General features: G+C 70.8%; 16 protein-coding genes. 6 read left to right on the top strand and 10 right to left on the bottom strand.

What is annotated here, in order from left to right:
- Positions 1-24: 24 nt before the first annotated feature.
- From FBY40_RS16140 to FBY40_RS16125, 4 genes are all read left to right on the top strand, one after another.
- Complete coding sequence (locus tag FBY40_RS16140; protein WP_141939763.1) at positions 25-1,407, top strand: MFS transporter; 1,383 nt, start codon at positions 25-27, stop codon at positions 1,405-1,407.
- Between the two features lie 59 nt (positions 1,408-1,466).
- Positions 1,467-1,694, top strand: coding sequence for an RNA-binding S4 domain-containing protein (locus FBY40_RS16135; RefSeq protein ID WP_141939762.1), 228 nt, complete (start codon positions 1,467-1,469; stop codon positions 1,692-1,694).
- A gap of 64 nt (positions 1,695-1,758) precedes the next feature.
- Positions 1,759-2,976 (top strand): FAD-binding domain-containing protein, encoded by a 1,218-nt coding sequence (locus FBY40_RS16130; RefSeq protein ID WP_141939761.1) that lies wholly within the window; start codon positions 1,759-1,761, stop codon positions 2,974-2,976.
- Entirely contained in the window at positions 2,973-3,896 is a 924-nt protein-coding gene (locus FBY40_RS16125; RefSeq protein WP_141939760.1) for a DUF2207 domain-containing protein, read from the top strand. Before FBY40_RS16130 ends, FBY40_RS16125 begins: the two co-directional genes overlap by 4 nt.
- Here FBY40_RS16125 and FBY40_RS16120 read toward each other — a convergent pair.
- The 6 genes from FBY40_RS16120 to FBY40_RS16095 form a co-directional block, all read right to left on the bottom strand.
- Positions 3,834-5,228, bottom strand: coding sequence for an MFS transporter (locus tag FBY40_RS16120; protein ID WP_141939759.1), 1,395 nt, complete (start codon positions 5,226-5,228; stop codon positions 3,834-3,836). The two genes, FBY40_RS16125 and FBY40_RS16120, sit on opposite strands and share 63 nt — an antisense overlap.
- Positions 5,229-5,303: 75 nt before the next feature.
- A complete protein-coding gene (locus FBY40_RS16115; RefSeq protein WP_141939758.1) occupies positions 5,304-6,011 on the bottom strand; it encodes a hypothetical protein in 708 nt (235 codons plus the stop codon).
- A gap of 33 nt (positions 6,012-6,044) precedes the next feature.
- Positions 6,045-6,584 carry a flavodoxin domain-containing protein gene (locus FBY40_RS16110; protein ID WP_160141428.1) on the bottom strand — a complete coding sequence of 180 codons (540 nt, stop codon included), beginning with the start codon at positions 6,582-6,584 and terminating at the stop codon, positions 6,045-6,047.
- Positions 6,585-6,594: 10 nt separating this feature from the next.
- Positions 6,595-7,008: a TM2 domain-containing protein gene (locus tag FBY40_RS16105; RefSeq protein WP_141939756.1), complete on the bottom strand. Its 414-nt coding sequence runs from the start codon at positions 7,006-7,008 to the stop codon at positions 6,595-6,597.
- Positions 7,009-7,065: 57 nt separating this feature from the next.
- On the bottom strand, positions 7,066-7,818 hold the full coding sequence (locus FBY40_RS16100) for an SDR family NAD(P)-dependent oxidoreductase (protein ID WP_141939755.1): 753 nt from the start codon (positions 7,816-7,818) through the stop codon (positions 7,066-7,068).
- 108 nt (positions 7,819-7,926) lie between these two features.
- On the bottom strand, positions 7,927-8,691 hold the full coding sequence (locus FBY40_RS16095) for a universal stress protein (RefSeq protein ID WP_141939754.1): 765 nt from the start codon (positions 8,689-8,691) through the stop codon (positions 7,927-7,929).
- A 186-nt stretch (positions 8,692-8,877) separates the two neighbouring features.
- Between FBY40_RS16095 and FBY40_RS16090 the strand changes: the two genes are divergently transcribed.
- Entirely contained in the window at positions 8,878-9,660 is a 783-nt protein-coding gene (locus FBY40_RS16090) for an aldo/keto reductase (RefSeq protein ID WP_141940240.1), read from the top strand.
- 40 nt (positions 9,661-9,700) lie between these two features.
- Here the strand turns inward: FBY40_RS16090 and FBY40_RS16085 are convergent, their stop codons facing one another.
- On the bottom strand, positions 9,701-10,591 hold the full coding sequence (locus FBY40_RS16085; protein ID WP_327437057.1) for an SDR family oxidoreductase: 891 nt from the start codon (positions 10,589-10,591) through the stop codon (positions 9,701-9,703).
- Positions 10,592-10,728: 137 nt separating this feature from the next.
- On the opposite strand from FBY40_RS16085, the gene FBY40_RS16080 reads away from it, so the two are divergent.
- On the top strand, positions 10,729-12,540 hold the full coding sequence (locus FBY40_RS16080; protein ID WP_141939753.1) for a glycoside hydrolase family 15 protein: 1,812 nt from the start codon (positions 10,729-10,731) through the stop codon (positions 12,538-12,540).
- A gap of 16 nt (positions 12,541-12,556) precedes the next feature.
- Here the strand turns inward: FBY40_RS16080 and FBY40_RS16075 are convergent, their stop codons facing one another.
- The 3 genes from FBY40_RS16075 to FBY40_RS16065 are packed head-to-tail and all read right to left on the bottom strand — an operon-like array spanning position 12,557 to position 16,376.
- On the bottom strand, positions 12,557-14,110 hold the full coding sequence (locus FBY40_RS16075; protein WP_141939752.1) for a GMC oxidoreductase: 1,554 nt from the start codon (positions 14,108-14,110) through the stop codon (positions 12,557-12,559).
- Entirely contained in the window at positions 14,107-15,480 is a 1,374-nt protein-coding gene (locus FBY40_RS16070; protein WP_160141427.1) for an alpha/beta fold hydrolase, read from the bottom strand. Before FBY40_RS16070 ends, FBY40_RS16075 begins: the two co-directional genes overlap by 4 nt.
- Positions 15,477-16,376, bottom strand: coding sequence for an SDR family oxidoreductase (locus tag FBY40_RS16065; RefSeq protein WP_141939750.1), 900 nt, complete (start codon positions 16,374-16,376; stop codon positions 15,477-15,479). Before FBY40_RS16065 ends, FBY40_RS16070 begins: the two co-directional genes overlap by 4 nt.
- Positions 16,377-16,419 lie beyond the last annotated feature (43 nt).

The raw sequence follows: 16,419 nt of genomic DNA, 5'->3' as shown, positions 1-16,419 counted from the left end.
CGTCGTCACGAGGAGTCACGGAAGATGAGCGAGACATCGCAGCAGGGGTTCACGCCCACCGGCACGATCAGCACACCGAAAGACCGCCGCCGCGTCGTGTTCGCCACCGTGGTGGGAACCACGGTCGAGTGGTACGACTTCTTCATCTACGCCCAGGCGGCCGGACTGGTCTTCGCCCAGCTGTTCTTCGCGCCGCTCGGCGAGACGATGGGCATCATCCTGTCGTTCCTGACGGTCGGGATCAGCTTCCTGTTCCGCCCGCTCGGAGCCTTCCTCGCCGGTCACTACGGAGACAAGTACGGGCGCCGGATCGTGCTCGTGATCACCCTCGTGCTCATGGGGGTCGCCACGACCCTCGTCGGCCTCCTGCCCACCTACGCGGCCATCGGCGTCGCCGCGCCCATCCTGCTCATCGTCCTGCGTATCCTGCAGGGCATCTCGGCGGGCGGCGAGTGGGGCGGCGCGGTGCTCATGGCCGTCGAGCACGCCCCCACGCGCAAGCGCGGGCTCTTCGGCGCGTCGCCGCAGATCGGCGTGCCGATCGGACTGCTCCTCGCGTCCGGGATGATGGCGCTGATGTCGGTCCTCGCCCCCGGGGACGCCTTCCTCGAGTGGGGGTGGCGCGTGCCGTTCCTCTTCTCGATCGTGCTCATCCTCGTCGGCTACTACATCCGTCGCCGCGTCGAGGAGAGCCCGGTCTTCGTCGAGCTGGCCGAGCGCAAGGAGCGCACCCGCACCCCCATCGCGCAGCTGTTCCGCAAGCACGCCCTGCTGGTCTTCATCGCCGCCCTCGTCTTCGCCGGCAACAACGCGGTCGGCTATATGACCACCGGTGGCTACATCCAGAATTACGCGACCAACCCCGAGGGCCCGCTGGCGATGGAGCGCAGCAGCGTGCTCCTCGCCGTCACCGGCTCCGCGGTGTTCTGGCTGGTCTCCACCTGGGTCGCCGGGTGGCTCAGCGACAAGATCGGTCGCCGCACGACGTACATCGGCGGCTGGCTCCTGCAGCTGGTGGGAGTGTTCACGCTGTTCCCCCTCGTGAACACGGGTGACATCGGCCTCCTCTTCACGGGGCTGGCGATCCTCGCCATCGGGCTCGGCTTCACCTACGGCCAGCAGGCGGCGTACTACGCAGAGCTGTTCCCGGCCTCCATCCGTTTCTCGGGAGTGTCGATCTCGTACGCGATCGGCGCCATTCTCGGAGGCGCGTTCGCCCCGACCATCGCGACGGCGCTGGTGCAGGCGACCGGATCCACCTGGTCGGTCGCCCTCTACCTCGCGGGGATGACGGTGCTCGGCCTCGCGGCGACGCTCGTGCTGCGCGACCGCACCGGCATCCCGCTCGGTCCTGACTTCGAGGCGGAGCAGGCCAAGAGTCCGATCTACGGGATGGCGAAGTCCTGACGGCTCCCCGGCGGGCCGCGCCGAGGGCGCGCGGCTGCGTGTCGGGTTAGCATTCGAGGATGCCGGACGCGACGCCGATCACCGATGTCTCGATCGGCAGTGAGGGCATCCGCCTCGGGCAGTTTCTGAAGTTCGCCGGAATCCTCGACTCCGGTGGTGACGTCAAAGAGGCGATCATCGACGGGTTCGTGAGGGTGAACGACGAGGTGGAGCGCCGCCGAGGGCGGCAACTGCAGCTCGGTGACATCGTGACCTTCGAGGGACGACGGGTGCGCGTCTGCGTGTGATCGGCCGAGTCCCGGGCATCCGCTGATGGCCCTCGCCCCATCCGGAGCGACCCATAATGGCGGCATGTTCCCTCCCACGCGGGCTGCGGGTCTCGAAGCGCTGGCCGATTTCGTGCCGCGCGCCGGAGCCGCATACGCCCGCCGGCGGAATGTCGACACCGGTCCGCTCCGCACGAACGTGTCGTCGCTGTCTCCGTACATCCGGCACCGACTCGTGACCGAGGGCGAGGTGGTGGCGGCCGTGCTGGGGCAGCACAGCCTGTCGGCGGCCGAGAAGTTCGTGCAGGAGGTGATGTGGCGGACGTACTGGAAGGGGTGGCTCGAGCAGAACCCCGAGGTGTGGCGGCGATATCGACGTGACGTCGCCGAGCTCATCGCCGCCGGCAGCGCCGACACGCCGGAGTACCGCGACGCGGTCGCCGGACGCACCGGCATCGACGCGATGGACGCCTGGGCCCGCGAGCTCGTCGAGACCGGGTACCTCCACAATCACACCCGCATGTGGTTCGCCAGCATCTGGGTCTTCACCCTGCGCCTGCCCTGGCAGCTCGGGGCCGACTTCTTCTACCGGCACCTCCTCGATGGGGATGCCGCGTCGAACACGCTCTCATGGCGGTGGGTCGCCGGGCTCCAGACGGTCGGGAAGACCTACCTCGCCACCGCATCGAATATCGAGCGCTACACCGAAGGTCGATTCCGCCCACAGGGACTCGCCACCATCGCCCCGGCGCTCTCCGAGGAGCCGCTGCCCCCGCGCTCGCCGATCCCGCCGGGCGAGACGGCGCCGGCGGGCGAGCGGCTGGGAGTGCTGCTGCACGAGGAGGATCTCGCCCTCGACAGCCTTCGAGGTGAGCATCCGTGGCTCGACGGCGGAGTCGTCGCCGTCGCCGCGTGCGCAGATGCCGACGCTCGCTCACCGTGGGGCGCGTCGGACACCGTCCGCGCCTTCACCGCCGGCGCCCTCGCGGACGGCCTCGAGAGGGCGGCGCCGGGAGCCGCCGCGCTCGCCGTCGGCGTCGATCCGCCCGCCGCGGTGGTCGAGTGGGCGGTGTCCGAGAAGGTCGACACCGTCGTGATCCCGTACGCGCCGGTCGGTCCGGTGGCCGAGCGGATGACCGGGCTTCGCGCCGCCCTCGCCGACCGTGGCATCGCGCTGCGGGCGGCTCGACGTGACTGGGACTCACTCGCGTGGCCGCATGCCCGGCGCGGGTTCTTCCCCTTCCGCGCCGAGATCCCGCGGCTGCTGGCGCAGCAGGGCATTCCTGCGTCGTCGCGACGATGACGCGCGGCATCCGCTCCCGGAAGACATGGCGCGTGCGGGCCGCGCTCGCCGTCACCGCTGCCATCGGACTCGCTGGCGTCACCGCCGGCGGCCCGGCCACGGCGGCGATCTCGACCGACGGCGAGGGTGTCGTCGTCGAGAGCCTGCAGGCCGAGTACGGGATCACACGGGCGCAGAACGGTGTCAGCGCCCTCACCGTCGCAGAGACCTTCGTCGTCAGGTTCCCGGCGTCCGGTGAGGGTCGCGGCATGCGCCGTGACATCGCCGAGTCTTCCGACGGTGCGGCACGGGTGCTCCGATTGATCTCGGTCACCGACACCGACGGGGCGGAGCGGCCGAGCGAGGTCGACAGCTCCGACGGGGTCTCCTCGATGGCATCGATCGCCCCGGAGGGCCTCCGCGGTACCCAGACGTTCGTCTTCACCTACACGGTGGACGGTGTCGTCACCGTCGGCGACGGTACCCGGGCGCAGGAGGTCACGTGGGCCATCGACGGACGGGAAGGCTCGCCGGCCCTGGGCGAGGTGCGTGCGACGTTCCGCGTGCCGGAGGGCCTCGTCCCTTCGCTCGAAGGCGAGCCTCGGTGTCTCACGGGGCCGCAAGGATCGTCGCGGACGTGCGACCTGACGGTGAACCCGGGCCAGCTCGGCGCGGTGCTGATCGACGTGTCCGCAGAAGACCTCGCGGCGGACGAGACCCTGACCCTCGTCGTCGGATTCGCCCCCGGCACCTTCACGGCCGTCGGCGAGGACTCGGGCGGGTGGATCGGTGGGGCGCTCGCGCTGACGGGGGCCGCGGCGCTCGGCGTGGGGGCAGCAGGGATCGTCGCGGTCCGCCGAAGGCGGCGAGACCCCCGCTCACGACGACCGCTCGCGGCGAAAGAGCCCGGCTCGTTCGGCCACGAGCAGCGCCACTCCTGAGATGACGAGGATGGCCGAGTACCCCACGAGCACGACGCCGATCCCGGAGGTCGTCGGCTTGCCCCCACCGATCGCCTCGATGACGCCCGACACGATGACCACGCCCAATCCGCCGAGGGCGACCACCGGCATGAGGAGGAAACTCGTCGCCTCTCCCGACGTGCGCGGCGGAACGACCGTCTGGACACCGATCTGCGCAGCCGAGAAGGTCATTCCGCCGGCGAGGCCGGCGGCGAACATCGCGACGCAGTACAGGGGGAGCGTGTCGACGAGCATGGCAGACAGGCCGACCGCGGTCAGGGCCGTCGTCGCACCCAGAACCCGGATCGCCGACCACCGCTGGCAGAGCCGGCCCGCGATCGGGCCGGCGATGGCCACCCCCGTCGATCCGGCGAGGAAGTAAAGCCCCGCGACCTGCGGATCGAACCCGCGAATCGACTGCAGCGTGAATGTCGCCGTGACGATCAGCACGTTCGTTCCCATGTTGCCGATCGTGCCGACGCTGAGAAGGGCGAGGTAGGCGCGGTTGCGCAGCAGTGAGGCGTGGATCAGGGGATTCCGGGCTCGTCGCTCGACGAGGACCCACGCGATGAGTCCGCCGACGCCCGCAGCGATCAGGCCGGATGACAGCGGCGCCGCCCAACCGAGGTCCGGCACGTTGTCGATCCCGACGCTGACCAGACCGAGGCCGAGGACGACCGTGACGACTCCGGCCCAGTCGATCGTGCGCAGCGATGTGCCGGCCTCCGGATTGCGCGAGTCCCGGACCCGCATCGTGCCGACGGCGGCGATGACGGCCAGCGGAACGTTGAGCCAGAAGACCCACGGCCACCCGACGGTGGATGCGAGCAGTCCTCCGATGATGGGACCGAGGGCGGTGCCGAGCCCGGAAACCCCGATCATCCACCCGAGCGCGCGGGGTCGTTCCCCGTCGTCGGTGTCGTTGGTGATCAGCGCGAACGCGTTGGGGAGGATGAGCGCCGCTCCGACGCCCTGCACCAACCGACCGACGACGATCGTGACGACATCCCCGCTGAGCGCGCAGAGGACGGATGCGCCGGCGAAGAGGGTCAGGCCGGCGATGACGGCAGCCCGTCGGCCGATCACGTCGCCGACCCGCCCCGCCGGCACGGAGAACGCCCCGAGCGAGAGCATGTACGCCGACAGCACCCATTGCAGATCGGTGACCGAGGCGCCGAACGCCGCGGCGATGGACGGCAGCGCCAGGCCGAGCGAGAAGAAGTCCACCTGCACGCACAGCAGCGCGACGCCGACCGGGAGGAATCGCAGCACCGAGCGCCGTGGGGACACCGCGGGGGGCGTGGCGGTCATCTGTCATCCTCTGGGGGGCTGCTGAGCTCATGTTAGCCAGCACCGCGACCGGTGGAGACGACCCCTCCTCGTCGATCACCGGCTCCCCGACGCCGCCCCGCCGGGCTGTGCGCTGCCCGATTCGTCCTCGTGAACCCGCTGCCGGTGGTTCCGGACGGCATGCCAGATCAACACGCCGCCGGCGATGATGACGGCGACCGGCCAGACGTAGGTCAGCGCGGTGAACCACTCCGCAGCGGTGAAGAGGACGACGATCGCGCCGCCGGCGAGCACGCCGGCGGGAATCCACGCCCACCACCGGCGCTGCGCACCCCCCGGCACCAGCGCGACCAGCGCGAAGGTGACGGCAGCGCCGAACAGGAATGTCGCTCCCACCACGGGGCCGGAGGCCGACCCCGCCAGCCAGGTGACCACCGAAAGGGTCAACAGCATCCCGGCCGGAATCACCGCCCACCACCGCTGATCGTCGCGCAGGTACACCGCGGCGAAGCCCACGCCCAGAACCGCGAGCATCGGCACCTCCGTCCACTGCCCGAATCCGGCCGGGTCGAGCTCCATCACCATCGTGATGGCCGCACCGATCAGCGCGGCGCCGGGGATCGCCGCCCACCACGACGGGCGGTCGGCGAAGAACACGAACCAGAAGGTGGCGCCGCCGACGAGCAGCAGGCCGGCCCAGACGAGGGGCGGCACCGCGGCCACCTCGGTGGCCTCGATCAGCAGCAGCGCCCCGGCGACGAGGACCAGGACCCCGAGGATGATCTGAACCCAGAGTCGTTTCATCGTGTGCTCCTCCGTGCCGGCGGGCTCGCGCCGTCAGGCGCTGACGACCGGGCGCCCGATGCGTTCCTGCGCGCCGAGCTCGCGTGCGATCGAGGCCGCCCACGCGCGGATCGCCGACCAGTCCCGCGCATCACGGGTGTCTTCCGGGGTGTTGCGCACCATGGCGTTCTCGATGAATCCGTGCGGCTCGGTGGGAAGCCGGCCGCCGAAGACAACATGCCCGCGCACCCCCAGGGATTCCGCGCGACTCAGCACCCGCGGCGGCTCCTGCCAACGCAGGTCGTCCTCAGTGGGGCGCGTCGCCTGCTCGCCGAACGGCCCCGAGCTGAAGATCCAGAACGGCATCCGCCGCAGGCGGTCGGACTGATCCTTCAGGAAATGCCGCGCGGGGCGCAGCCACCGGCCCGCGTACACCGCGCTGCCGAGGATCACGGCGTCCACCTCGGACGCATCGGTGTCATGCGCCGAACGACAGAACACGTCCAGGCCGTAGGCCATGAGTTCGTCGGCGATCGTCTCGGCGATCTCCTCGGTCGATCCGTTCTTGCTGGCATAGGTGACGAGAACTCTCATCGCCGACTCCCTACTGTCCGATGGCCGTGGCCAGCGCGGCGATGGCCGAGTTGATGATGCCGCCGAGGAGGGCGACGCCGGCGAAGGCGCCGGTGACGATCCACGCGGTCTTCTTGGCTCCCTCGTATCCGTAGGGCGCCCGATCATCGGCATCGCGTGCCAGACCGGCGAGCAGCAGCACGAGATCGATGACGTACCAGATCCCCAGCCCCCCGGCGGTGAGGAGTTTGAGGATGCCGGTGCCCACCTTGCCGAGATAGAAACGGTCCACGCCGAGGAACCCGAGAAGAAGCGACAGCAGCCACGCGGCGACGAAGGAGCGGGAGCTCTCGGCCACCACGGGTGCGACGGCCGGACTCCCCGGTGCGGACGCGGCGGGCCAGGCCGGAGCCTCGGGCCCCGCGGGCGGTCGATCAGATGTCATGCGCCCAGGATCGAGCTCGTCGCGTCGGCGGTCGGGGGTCGAAGGTCCCGCCATGTCTCACACGGCGGCCCAGCCGCCGTCGACACTCAGCACGGCGCCCGACACGTTCGAGGAGTCATCGCTCAGCAGCCACGCGATGGCCGAGGCCAGTTGTTGCGGCCGCGCCACGGGCGGGAGATTGGTCTGGAAGAACGGCCCGAGCCGCTGCTGCGCCCAATCGGAGTGGAAGGGCGCCTCGATGCTCGTGGCCACCGGCCCGGGGGCCACGACGTTGCAGCGCACACCCTTGGGCGAGTAGAAGAACGCCGTGCTCAGGGTGAAGCCGTTCACGGCGTGCTTCGACGTCGTGTAGGGCGTCCCTGCCGCAGATCCCCGCTGCCCGGCCTCGGACCCGACGTTGACGATGCTGCCGCGACCCCGTTCGACCATGCCCGGCAGGACCGCGCGGGTGAGCCGCATCATCCCGGTCAGGTTGACCGCGAGCACCCGATCCCAGGTGGCGTCGTCGATCTCCGCCGTCGGCTCGAAACCGTCCATGATGCCGGCGATATTGGCCAGGCCGTCGATCTGCGCACCGGCGGCGTCGAGGATGCGGGCGGCGGCCCCGGGGCCGGTGATGTCGGCCGCGACGACGACGAGGCGGTCGTCGGCCGCTTCGGGCAGGTGCGCGAGTCTTTCCTCGAGAGCGTCCACGGCGACCACCCGAGCGTCCTCGCCGAGGAGCCGCTCCACCGTGGCGCGGCCGATACCTGCCCCCGCGCCGGTGACGATGACGGTGCGGCCCGAGAACCGATGCGAATCGTTCGACATGGACGTCTCCTCCTTGGTCTGCCCGGCATCCGACCGGTCAAGGTCAGTGCATCGCGGGGGCCGCGTCGCAAGCAGGCCGAAGGTCCTGCGGGGGGCCTGGCCGCCCCGTCACGCCTCGTGCTCCGCCGCGAGGCACACCGGGGCGCGCAGGTGCCAGAGCGACGGAACGCTCACCGACCCCAGCAGTGCGCTGGAAAGCGGGCCACGGCGGTGCGATCCGACGACGACGAGGGAGGCGTCGGCGGCGACGGACTGGATGACCGCCACGGGATCACCCCGCGGGACCCACTCCGGACGGACCTCGATGCCGGGAGCGGCGTTTCTCGCCTGCTCGCAGGCGCGATCCAACGCCCCCCGATCGGCCCCGACGTGCACCACGACCAGCGGTTCGCCCGAGAGCTCGGCTTCGCGGGCGGCGATCAGGACGGCGGCGTCGGATGTCTCGAGATCGATGCCGACCACGACCGGACCGTCGGGCCGTCCTCCGTCGGTCGGGATGAAGACAACCGGTGACACCGCCCGCGCGGCTGCGCGCACCGGCATCCAACCGTGGAGGAAGGTGTGGAGCGGATCGCCGCGCCTGATGCCGAGCACCACGAGGTCGGCGGCCGTGTCGTATCCCATGAGCGCCTCCGGCATGGTGCCGGTGACGACGTGGGTGTCGACCGCGATGTCCCCCGACGTCGACCTCAGGTACGCGGCCGCCAGTTCGGTCTCGGCCTCGACGTCGGAGGAGCCGTCGATCCCGAATCGCGTGACCGCGACCAGATGGACGCGGAGGGGGATCCGCTCCGCGCGGGCCGCGACCCAGTCGAGGAGGGAGGTGGAGGCCACTCCGGGCTCGAGGCCCACCACGATCGTCTGCTGTCGCACCTCGTTCTCCGATCTGCCGCCCTCACGCTATGGCGCTGCGACGGGTGCGCTCGGACCGAAAGTCCCGTCACCGGGCGTCGAGGGGCCGGCTAGCATGAGGCTGTGTCCGCGTCGCACGCCGTCGATCCTCCGGTCAGCCATGAAGGCGGCGACGACCGCCGCGTCCCCCTGAACGATGGGCACCGGATGCCCCGGGTCGGTCTGGGCGTCTACAAGATGACCGATGACGAGGCGGCCGCGGCTGTCGCCGTCGCTCTCGACGCGGGGTACCGCGGCATCGACACCGCCGCCATGTACGGCAACGAAGCGGGTGTCGGAGCGGCGCTCGCGGCGAGCGATGTTCCGCGTGGCGAGGTGTTCGTCGCCACGAAGGTGCGCTTCGAGGACAACGGGTACGACTCCACGCTGCGCGCTTTCGACGACAGCCTCGTCAAGCTCCGCACCGACTACCTCGACCTCTACCTCATCCACTGGCCGGCGCCGCTGCGCGACCGGTACGTCGAGGCGTGGCGCGCGCTGATCCGGCTCCGCGAGGAGGGCCGGGCCCGCTCGATCGGGGTGTGCAACTTCCATCCCGAGCACCTGGATCGGATCGTCGCCGAGACCGGCGTGATCCCCGCGGTGCACCAGGTCGAGCTGCACCCGCGCTTCCCTCAGCACCGAGTGCGCGCTTACGACGCGAACCTCGGCATCATCACGCAGGCGTGGTCGCCCTTGGCCCGGGGCCGTCTGCTCGACGAGCCGGTGCTGACGAGGATCGCCCGGGCTCACGGCGTCACACCGGCGCAGGTCGTGCTGCGCTGGCATCTGGAGAACGACATCACCGTCATCCCGAAGTCGGTGAACCCCGACCGGATTCGGCAGAATCTCGATCTGTTCGGCTTCTCGCTGACCTCTGCCGACCACCGCGCGATCGCCGATCTCGAGACCGGTGAGCGCACCGGTGTCGACCCGAACGATCGCAACTGATCGGGTCGACACCGGTGCTGCGGGGACATCGCCCGCGCGGTCAGTGCACCGGCATCCCGCCCGTGACGGCGATGGTCTCACCGACGACGTAGCTGGACTCCTGCGAAGCGAGGAAGACGAACGCGGGGGCGAGCTCGACCGGCTGGCCGGCCCGGCCCATGGGGGTCTGCGACCCGAACTCCTCGATCTTCTCGTTCGGCACGAACGCCGGCTGCAGCGGCGTCCAGATCGGACCCGGCGCGACGCCGTTCACCCGGATGCCGCGCTCGATCAGCTGCTGCGACAGGGCGCGGGTCCAGTTCGCGATCCCGGCCTTCGACACCGCGTACTCGGCGAGCGAGGGCGAGGGCTGAAAACCCTGCACGCTGGAGGTCGTGATGATCGATGCCCCGGGCTCGAGGTGAGGCGACGCGGCCTTGGTGAGCCAGAAGAGCGGGTAGATGTTGGCCTTCACGACATGGTCGAGGGTCTTGGTCTCGAAGTCGTCGATGCTGTCGACCGTCGGCATGGTGCCGGCGTTGATCACCAGGATGTCCAGCCCCCCGAGGCCTTCGACGGCCTTCTCGACGACCTCGATGTTCGTCTGCTCCTCCTGCAGGTCGCCCGGCAGGAGCACGGCGACCCGGCCCTCCTTCTCGATGAGGGCGGCCACCTCCTCGGCCTGCGCCTGCTCCTCGGCGAGGTAGCTGAGGGCGACGTCGGCGCCTTCGCGGGCGAAGGCGATCGCGACGGCGCGCCCGATGCCCGAGTCGGCTCCGGTCACCAGGGCCCTCCGGCCGGGCAGGCGCCCGAAGCCGACGTAGGTCGTCTCGCCGTGGTCGGGTGCGGGGTCCATCTTGTGGATGTCACCGGGCGCGCTCTGCTGCTGCGGCGGGAAGGGCGGGCGCGGGAACTGGGTCGTGGGGTCCTGAGGGGTGTACATGTTCGCCATGCCCGCCACGCTAGGCGGGAGGACGGATGCGAGGGCCCGGGGTTGCGCGCGGGCCGAGACCGCGATACGGCGCTACCTTCCGACGCCTCCGGGCGCAACCCTGCCGCGAATGCCTCGACCCTTCGTAGCCTGAACGCGTGACCCCCGCATCCCCCTCGCACAGCGACCTGCGTGATTACGCACCCATCGGCGACGGTCGCACGATCGCGCTCGTCGGTCTCCGGGGTCAGATCGACTGGCTTCCGCTGCCGAACCTCGACTCCCCGCCGGTCTTCGCCCGCATCCTCGACGACGCCACCGGCGGGTGCATCGAGCTCGAGCCGGTCGGGGAGTACACCGTTCGCCGGCGCTACGTCGCGCGGACGAACGTGCTGCAGACGACCTTCACGACGCCGTCGGGGCGCGCGCGGGTCACCGACGCCTTGGTGACCGGCGTCGCCGGGCGTCTGCCGTGGGCCGAGCTCGCGCGTCGCATCGAGGGCGTCGAGGGCAGTGTCGAGTTCCAGTGGGCCGTGCAGCCCGGCTCGCGACTGCAGACGGCGGCGCCGTGGATCGAACAGCACGAAGGCGCCGCGGTGCTCCGCGTCGGGGGTGTGTCCCTCGCCGTCGTCGGCAGCGAGCACGGGCCCGACGACCCCGACCCCGACGGCGTGACCGGTCCGGTGCTGCGCGGCGGGTTCACCACCGCTGCCGCGTCGCGGCACCTGATCGTCGTCGTCGCCACCGACGGAGAACCCCTCCACCTCCCCGTGCCAGAGAACGTCGACCGCAGCGTCGACCGCACCATCGACGGCTGGCGGTCGTGGTCTCGTGAGTTCTCGTACGCGGGCCCGTGGCAGGACGCCGTCCAGCGCAGCGCGCTGGCGCTGAAGCTGCTCGTGTACTCCCCGACGGGGGCGATCGCCGCCGCCGCGACCACCTCGCTCCCGGAGAACCCGCGGGGCGGGAAGAACTGGGACTACCGTTTCGCGTGGGTACGCGACCTCGCCTACACCGCGCACGCCCTCGTGCGCTTCGGCCTGCGGGAAGAAACGCACGCGGCGATCTCGTGGCTGTTGCGCACCATCCGCGAGAACGGCCCCGACCTGCACGTCCTCTACTCCCTCCGCGGCGAGATCACCTCGGGCGTGGAGGAGTTCGACGTCGACGGGTGGAAGGGCATCGGCCCGGTCGTCTCGGGCAATCCCGCCCGCGATCAGCTGCAGCTGGGGGTCTACGGGGATCTGTTCGCGATCTGCCGGACGTACGTCGATGCCGGCAACATCCTGGATGTCGCCACCGGACGCATGCTCGCCGACATGGCCGATCGCACCTGCGACCTGTGGCGGAACCCCGATTCCGGCATGTGGGAGCTCCCCGAGATTCGGCACTACGTCTCGTCGAAGATGGGATGCTGGCAGGCGCTCAACGACGCCGCGTGGCTCGCCGAACGCGGCTCGATCCCCGGCAACTCCGACCGGTGGCGCGCCGAGCGCGAGCGCATCCGGCAGTGGGTGGCCGAGTTCGGCTGGTCGGACGACGCCGACAGCTACGTGATGTATCCGGGGTCCTCCGATCTCGACACCTCGGTGCTCCTTCACGCCGAGAGCGGTTTTGATCGGGGTGAGAGGATGTCGGCGACGATCGACGCGCTCACGGCGGCGCTCGGCGCCGACGACGGACTGCTGTACCGGTACACCGGGATGGCGGATGAGGAGCACACGTTCGTCGCCTCGGCGTTCTGGCGGGCCGGTGCGCTCGCCTGCGTCGGCCGTCACGACGAGGCGCTCGCCGCGATGGACGCGCTCGTGGGCGCCGCCAACGACGTCGGCATCTATGCCGAGATGATCTCCGCCGACGACGGGGCGTTCTGGGGGAATCTCCCGCAGGCCCTCAGCCACCTCGCGCTCGTCAGCGCCGCCCTGACCATCCGTCAGCTCGTCTCGGAGGACGACCTCGAGGGTCACTGACCTCTCGAGGTGCGCGTCAGGCGGCGCGAGAGCCCAGCATCCGATCCGCCGTCCGCAGCGACAGGGCCATCTGCGCCAGACACGGATTGGCCGACAGGGCGCTCGGGAAGGTCGAGTTGTCGCACACCCAGAGGTTCGGGATGTCGTGACTCCGGCCGTCGGCATCGACGACGCCGCCGGCCGGGTCGATGCTCATCCGGCACGTGCCGAGGGTGTGCGCCGATCGGGCGAGGACACGGATGTCCCGGGCTCCCGCGGCCTCGAGGATGCCGGTGAGGGTGCGGGACGCGTGGTCGTCGATGGCCTTCTCGTTCGGCCCCGGGGTGAACGTCACCGCGGCGCGGGGCACACCGAATTCGTCCTGCTCGTCTGAGAGCACCAGCCCATTCCGCTCGGCGGGAAGGCATTCGGCGTTGATCCCGACGCCGATCGAGAACTGCCACGCGTCGAGGGCCTCCATCAGCTCGCGGCCCCACAGGTCGCCGCCGCGCACGAGCATCGTGGCGTGCGTCACCGGCATGACGCCGAGGCTCTGGATGAGATACCCACCGGCGAAATCGGCGTCGGCGGGTCGGATGAAGTCCTCGCTGATGAGGGAGGACGGATAGCCGCGGTAACCCCGGACCTGTGCATCGACCCGGCCCCACGCCTGCAGTGCGCCGTGCGCGAGGAAATTTCGCCCCACCATCCCACTGGAATTCGACAGCCCCGTGTGAAGGAGCAGGCGAGGCGTCTCGACCCCGCCCGCGGCCAGCACCAGCGTCGCGCATCGCTGACGCATCTCCCGCCCGTCGCGGGTGTACACCACTGCGACGATCCGGCCGGCACGGTCGAGCTCGATGCCGTGCACCGTGCTGTCGGGGCGTATCTCGGCGCCGGCCGCCACTGCCGCAGGCAGATAGGTGTTCGCCGTGGTCGCCTTGGCGTCACTGCGGTCGCCCTGATGGATGCTGCCGAGGTTGAGGTTCCGCGAGCGTCGGCCGTAGTGCGGCTGATCGTGGTCGCGGGTGAGGATCGCCGCGGGGGCTGTGGCGGTGCGGATGCCCTGTGTCTCGCACCCCTCGGCGACGAGCTCGGCGGGAGCGTTCCGCTCCGTACCGGGCCAGTGATATGTCCGCCCCTTGTCCCACGGGTAGGGGGTCGGGCCCGAGACGCCGATGGTGCGCTCGACCTCCTCGATGTAACGGGTGAGCTCGCCGTGGTCGATCGGCCAGTCCTCGCCCACGCCGAACTCTGTCCGCAGCGCCAGGTCGCGCGCGTCGGGGCGCGGTGTGAACGCTCCCCAGTGGAGGGTGCCGCCGCCGACTCCGCGGCCGCTGTTGTTCGGCCCGAACGCGGTCGGGGCCTCACCGCCGCTGATCCGCTCCGACATCCAGTTCACGCGCCGGCCCTCGACCTCGTCGGGGATCAGCTGGTCGGGATCGAAGTTCGGGCCCGCCTCCAGCGCCACGACCCGGAGGCCCGCGGCGGCGAGGCGGGCGAGGAGCGGGCCGCCTCCGGCTCCGGTGCCCACCACCACGACGTCCACGGTCTCGTCGGTGGGGTAGGTGCGCATATCGGTGAGATTCATTCGTCGTCTTCCGGGGCGAGGGTGCCGAGCGTGTCGGGTTCCCAGGCTGCGCGGCGGCCGGCGCGCAGCTCGGAGAACCCGGGGTCAGGGGCGGTGATCGCGGCGATGAAACCGTCGAAGCCGAGGCGGGCGGAGGTGGCGGGGTGAGACACCCACGCCTGCGCGAGGTCGGAGCGGACGTCTTCGAACCACCGCCGGGTGGTCTCGTCGTCCCACGGGGAGCCGATGAAACCCTGTCCGGCGATGAGATCGGAGATGAGGTGATCCTGGCTCGTGGTGTCTCCAGGCCAGACCTCGGCGAGCGCGTCGAGCCCGAGCCGATAGGCCTCGGCGTCGCGTGGCAGACCCGGTGGGCGCCAGCCGTCGCCTCGGTCGGCGGCGAGTTCGCGGTCGACGACGCGAGCAAGGTCGAACCGGTCGTCGGGGTCGCGCGGCATCAGGCGCGCTGCGATCGACCCGAGAAGGACGAGCTGCGCGCGAGAGAGCGCCTGCGGTCGGGCGTCGGGGTCGTCCGCGAGATGGCGGCGGGAGAGGATGCCGCGGGTCTCGGCATCGGTCCGCTCGGAGGCGATGACACGGCCCCAGCTCTCGGGTACGCGGGTGGAGGCCGCCGAGACGGCGTCCCAGAGTCCTTCGATCGCTTCGGCGACCTCGGCCGGGCGCTCGAACAGCAGCAGATGGCCGGCGCCGGGCAACGACGTGATCGTCGCGTCCGGCAGGATGCGGGCGACCAGGCCCGGCTGGGCGTCGGCGCCGAGATCGGCATCCTCCGCACCCGCGAGGACGACGGCGGGGACGGCGGAGATGTCCAGGTCGGCGCTGATGTCTTGGCGGCTGCCCTCTTCGAGCCAGCGTCGCCAGGCGAGCGGCGACATCGTTTGCACCTGCGCGATCGCTGCCGCCTCGTCGGCGGGATCCAGCGGCGCGGCGACGTTGTCGGCCACGAACTCCCGTGCATGCCCCTCGGCGATCGGCCCGTCCGCCACCCAGGAGAGCATCTGCTCCCGCTTGTCGGCGGTCATCGGCTCGGGAGTGGCCGGAGAGGGGGCGAGGAGGACGAGCCCTGCGAGCCCGAAGAGGGGCGCGTCGCCGCGGAGGACGCGGTCGGCGACGACGGCGGCGACCTTCCCTCCCATGCTGTGGCCGCAGAGGATCCACGGTCCCCCGGTCGCCGTCTGCGCGATCGCCGCGATCACGCCGTCGACGAGGGCGGAGACGCTGCCGTCCGTGGCATCCGCACTCCCGCCGTGCCCTGCCAGGTCGATGCCGACCACCGCGAGGCCGGGGGAGAGGTGCGCGGCGAGGGGGGCAGCGGCCTCGGCCGACAGCCCGAGCCCCGGCAGCACATAGACCGTGCCTTCGGGTCTCACGGGGTGATCATCCCGCCGTTGACGTTCAGCGTCGCGCCCGAGACGTAGCTGGATTCCGCCGAGGCGAGGAACACGTACGCGGGCGCCAGCTCGGCGGGCTGGCCGGAGCGCTGGTAGGTGTTCTCGTCGTCGAAGGCCGTCATCTGCTCGTCCGAGACGCCGTCCGAGACCTGCAGAGCTGTCCAGACCGGCCCGGGCGCGACCACGTTCACCCGGATTCCGCGCTCGGCGAGCTGCTGCGCGAGGCCCTTCGAGAGGTTGTTGATGGCTGCCTTCGTCGCGGCGTAGTCGAGGCGGTCGGGCGCGGGCTTGTAGGCCTCGAGGGAGGCGGTGTTGATGATGCTCGAGCCCGCGGGAAGGTGGGCGAGGGCTGCCTTCGTCAGCCAGAACGGCGCGAAGACGTTCGTGCGGAACGTCAGCTCGAACTGTTTGTCGCTGAGGTCTTCGACCCGGTCGACCGCGATCTGCCGTCCGGCGTTGTTGACCAGGATGTCCAGGCCTCCGAGGGCCGAGACCGCCTCGTCGATGACCTCGCGACAGCGCGCGGCGTCCGCGATGTCGGCGACGATCGCGTGGCCCCGCGCTCCGGCCTGCGCGATCTGCGTCAGGATGTGCGCGGCATCCTCTGCCTCGTCGGCGAGGTGCACGATCGCGACATCGGCCCCCTCGCGGGCGAACGCGATCGCGACGGCGCCGCCGATCCCCGAGTCGCCGCCGGTGATCAGGGCCTTCCGGCCTGCCAGACGCCCGGTGCCGCGGTAGGTCTCTTCACCGAGGTCGGGTACCGGCTGCATCCGCGCCTGCACCCCCGGCTCGGGCTGGTGCTGCAGCGGTGGCTCGACGCGCGAGTAGCGCTTCACCGGGTCGTCGAAGGTGTACTGGTCCCGAGTGCTCATGCGGTCACGATAGGTGGCTGACCTGTCGCAAAGTCGGGGTTGC

Source organism: Microbacterium sp. SLBN-154 (assembly GCF_006715565.1).
Lineage (GTDB): Bacteria > Actinomycetota > Actinomycetes > Actinomycetales > Microbacteriaceae > Microbacterium.
This window is presented reverse-complemented; position numbering and strand designations above follow the sequence as displayed.

Excerpts from the sequence above, each read along its gene's own strand:
- FBY40_RS16140 (WP_141939763.1), top strand. The coding sequence starts at position 25 with ATGAGCGAGACATCGCAGCAGGGGTTCACGCCCACCGGCACGATCAGC.
- FBY40_RS16135 (WP_141939762.1), top strand. The coding sequence starts at position 1,467 with ATGCCGGACGCGACGCCGATCACCGATGTCTCGATCGGCAGTGAGGGC.
- FBY40_RS16130 (WP_141939761.1), top strand. The coding sequence starts at position 1,759 with ATGTTCCCTCCCACGCGGGCTGCGGGTCTCGAAGCGCTGGCCGATTTC.
- FBY40_RS16125 (WP_141939760.1), top strand. The coding sequence starts at position 2,973 with ATGACGCGCGGCATCCGCTCCCGGAAGACATGGCGCGTGCGGGCCGCG.
- FBY40_RS16120 (WP_141939759.1), bottom strand. The coding sequence starts at position 5,228 with ATGACCGCCACGCCCCCCGCGGTGTCCCCACGGCGCTCGGTGCTGCGA.
- FBY40_RS16115 (WP_141939758.1), bottom strand. The coding sequence starts at position 6,011 with ATGAAACGACTCTGGGTTCAGATCATCCTCGGGGTCCTGGTCCTCGTC.
- FBY40_RS16110 (WP_160141428.1), bottom strand. The coding sequence starts at position 6,584 with ATGAGAGTTCTCGTCACCTATGCCAGCAAGAACGGATCGACCGAGGAG.
- FBY40_RS16105 (WP_141939756.1), bottom strand. The coding sequence starts at position 7,008 with ATGACATCTGATCGACCGCCCGCGGGGCCCGAGGCTCCGGCCTGGCCC.
- FBY40_RS16100 (WP_141939755.1), bottom strand. The coding sequence starts at position 7,818 with ATGTCGAACGATTCGCATCGGTTCTCGGGCCGCACCGTCATCGTCACC.
- FBY40_RS16090 (WP_141940240.1), top strand. The coding sequence starts at position 8,878 with ATGCCCCGGGTCGGTCTGGGCGTCTACAAGATGACCGATGACGAGGCG.
- FBY40_RS16085 (WP_327437057.1), bottom strand. The coding sequence starts at position 10,591 with ATGGCGAACATGTACACCCCTCAGGACCCCACGACCCAGTTCCCGCGC.
- FBY40_RS16075 (WP_141939752.1), bottom strand. The coding sequence starts at position 14,110 with ATGAATCTCACCGATATGCGCACCTACCCCACCGACGAGACCGTGGAC.
- FBY40_RS16065 (WP_141939750.1), bottom strand. The coding sequence starts at position 16,376 with ATGAGCACTCGGGACCAGTACACCTTCGACGACCCGGTGAAGCGCTAC.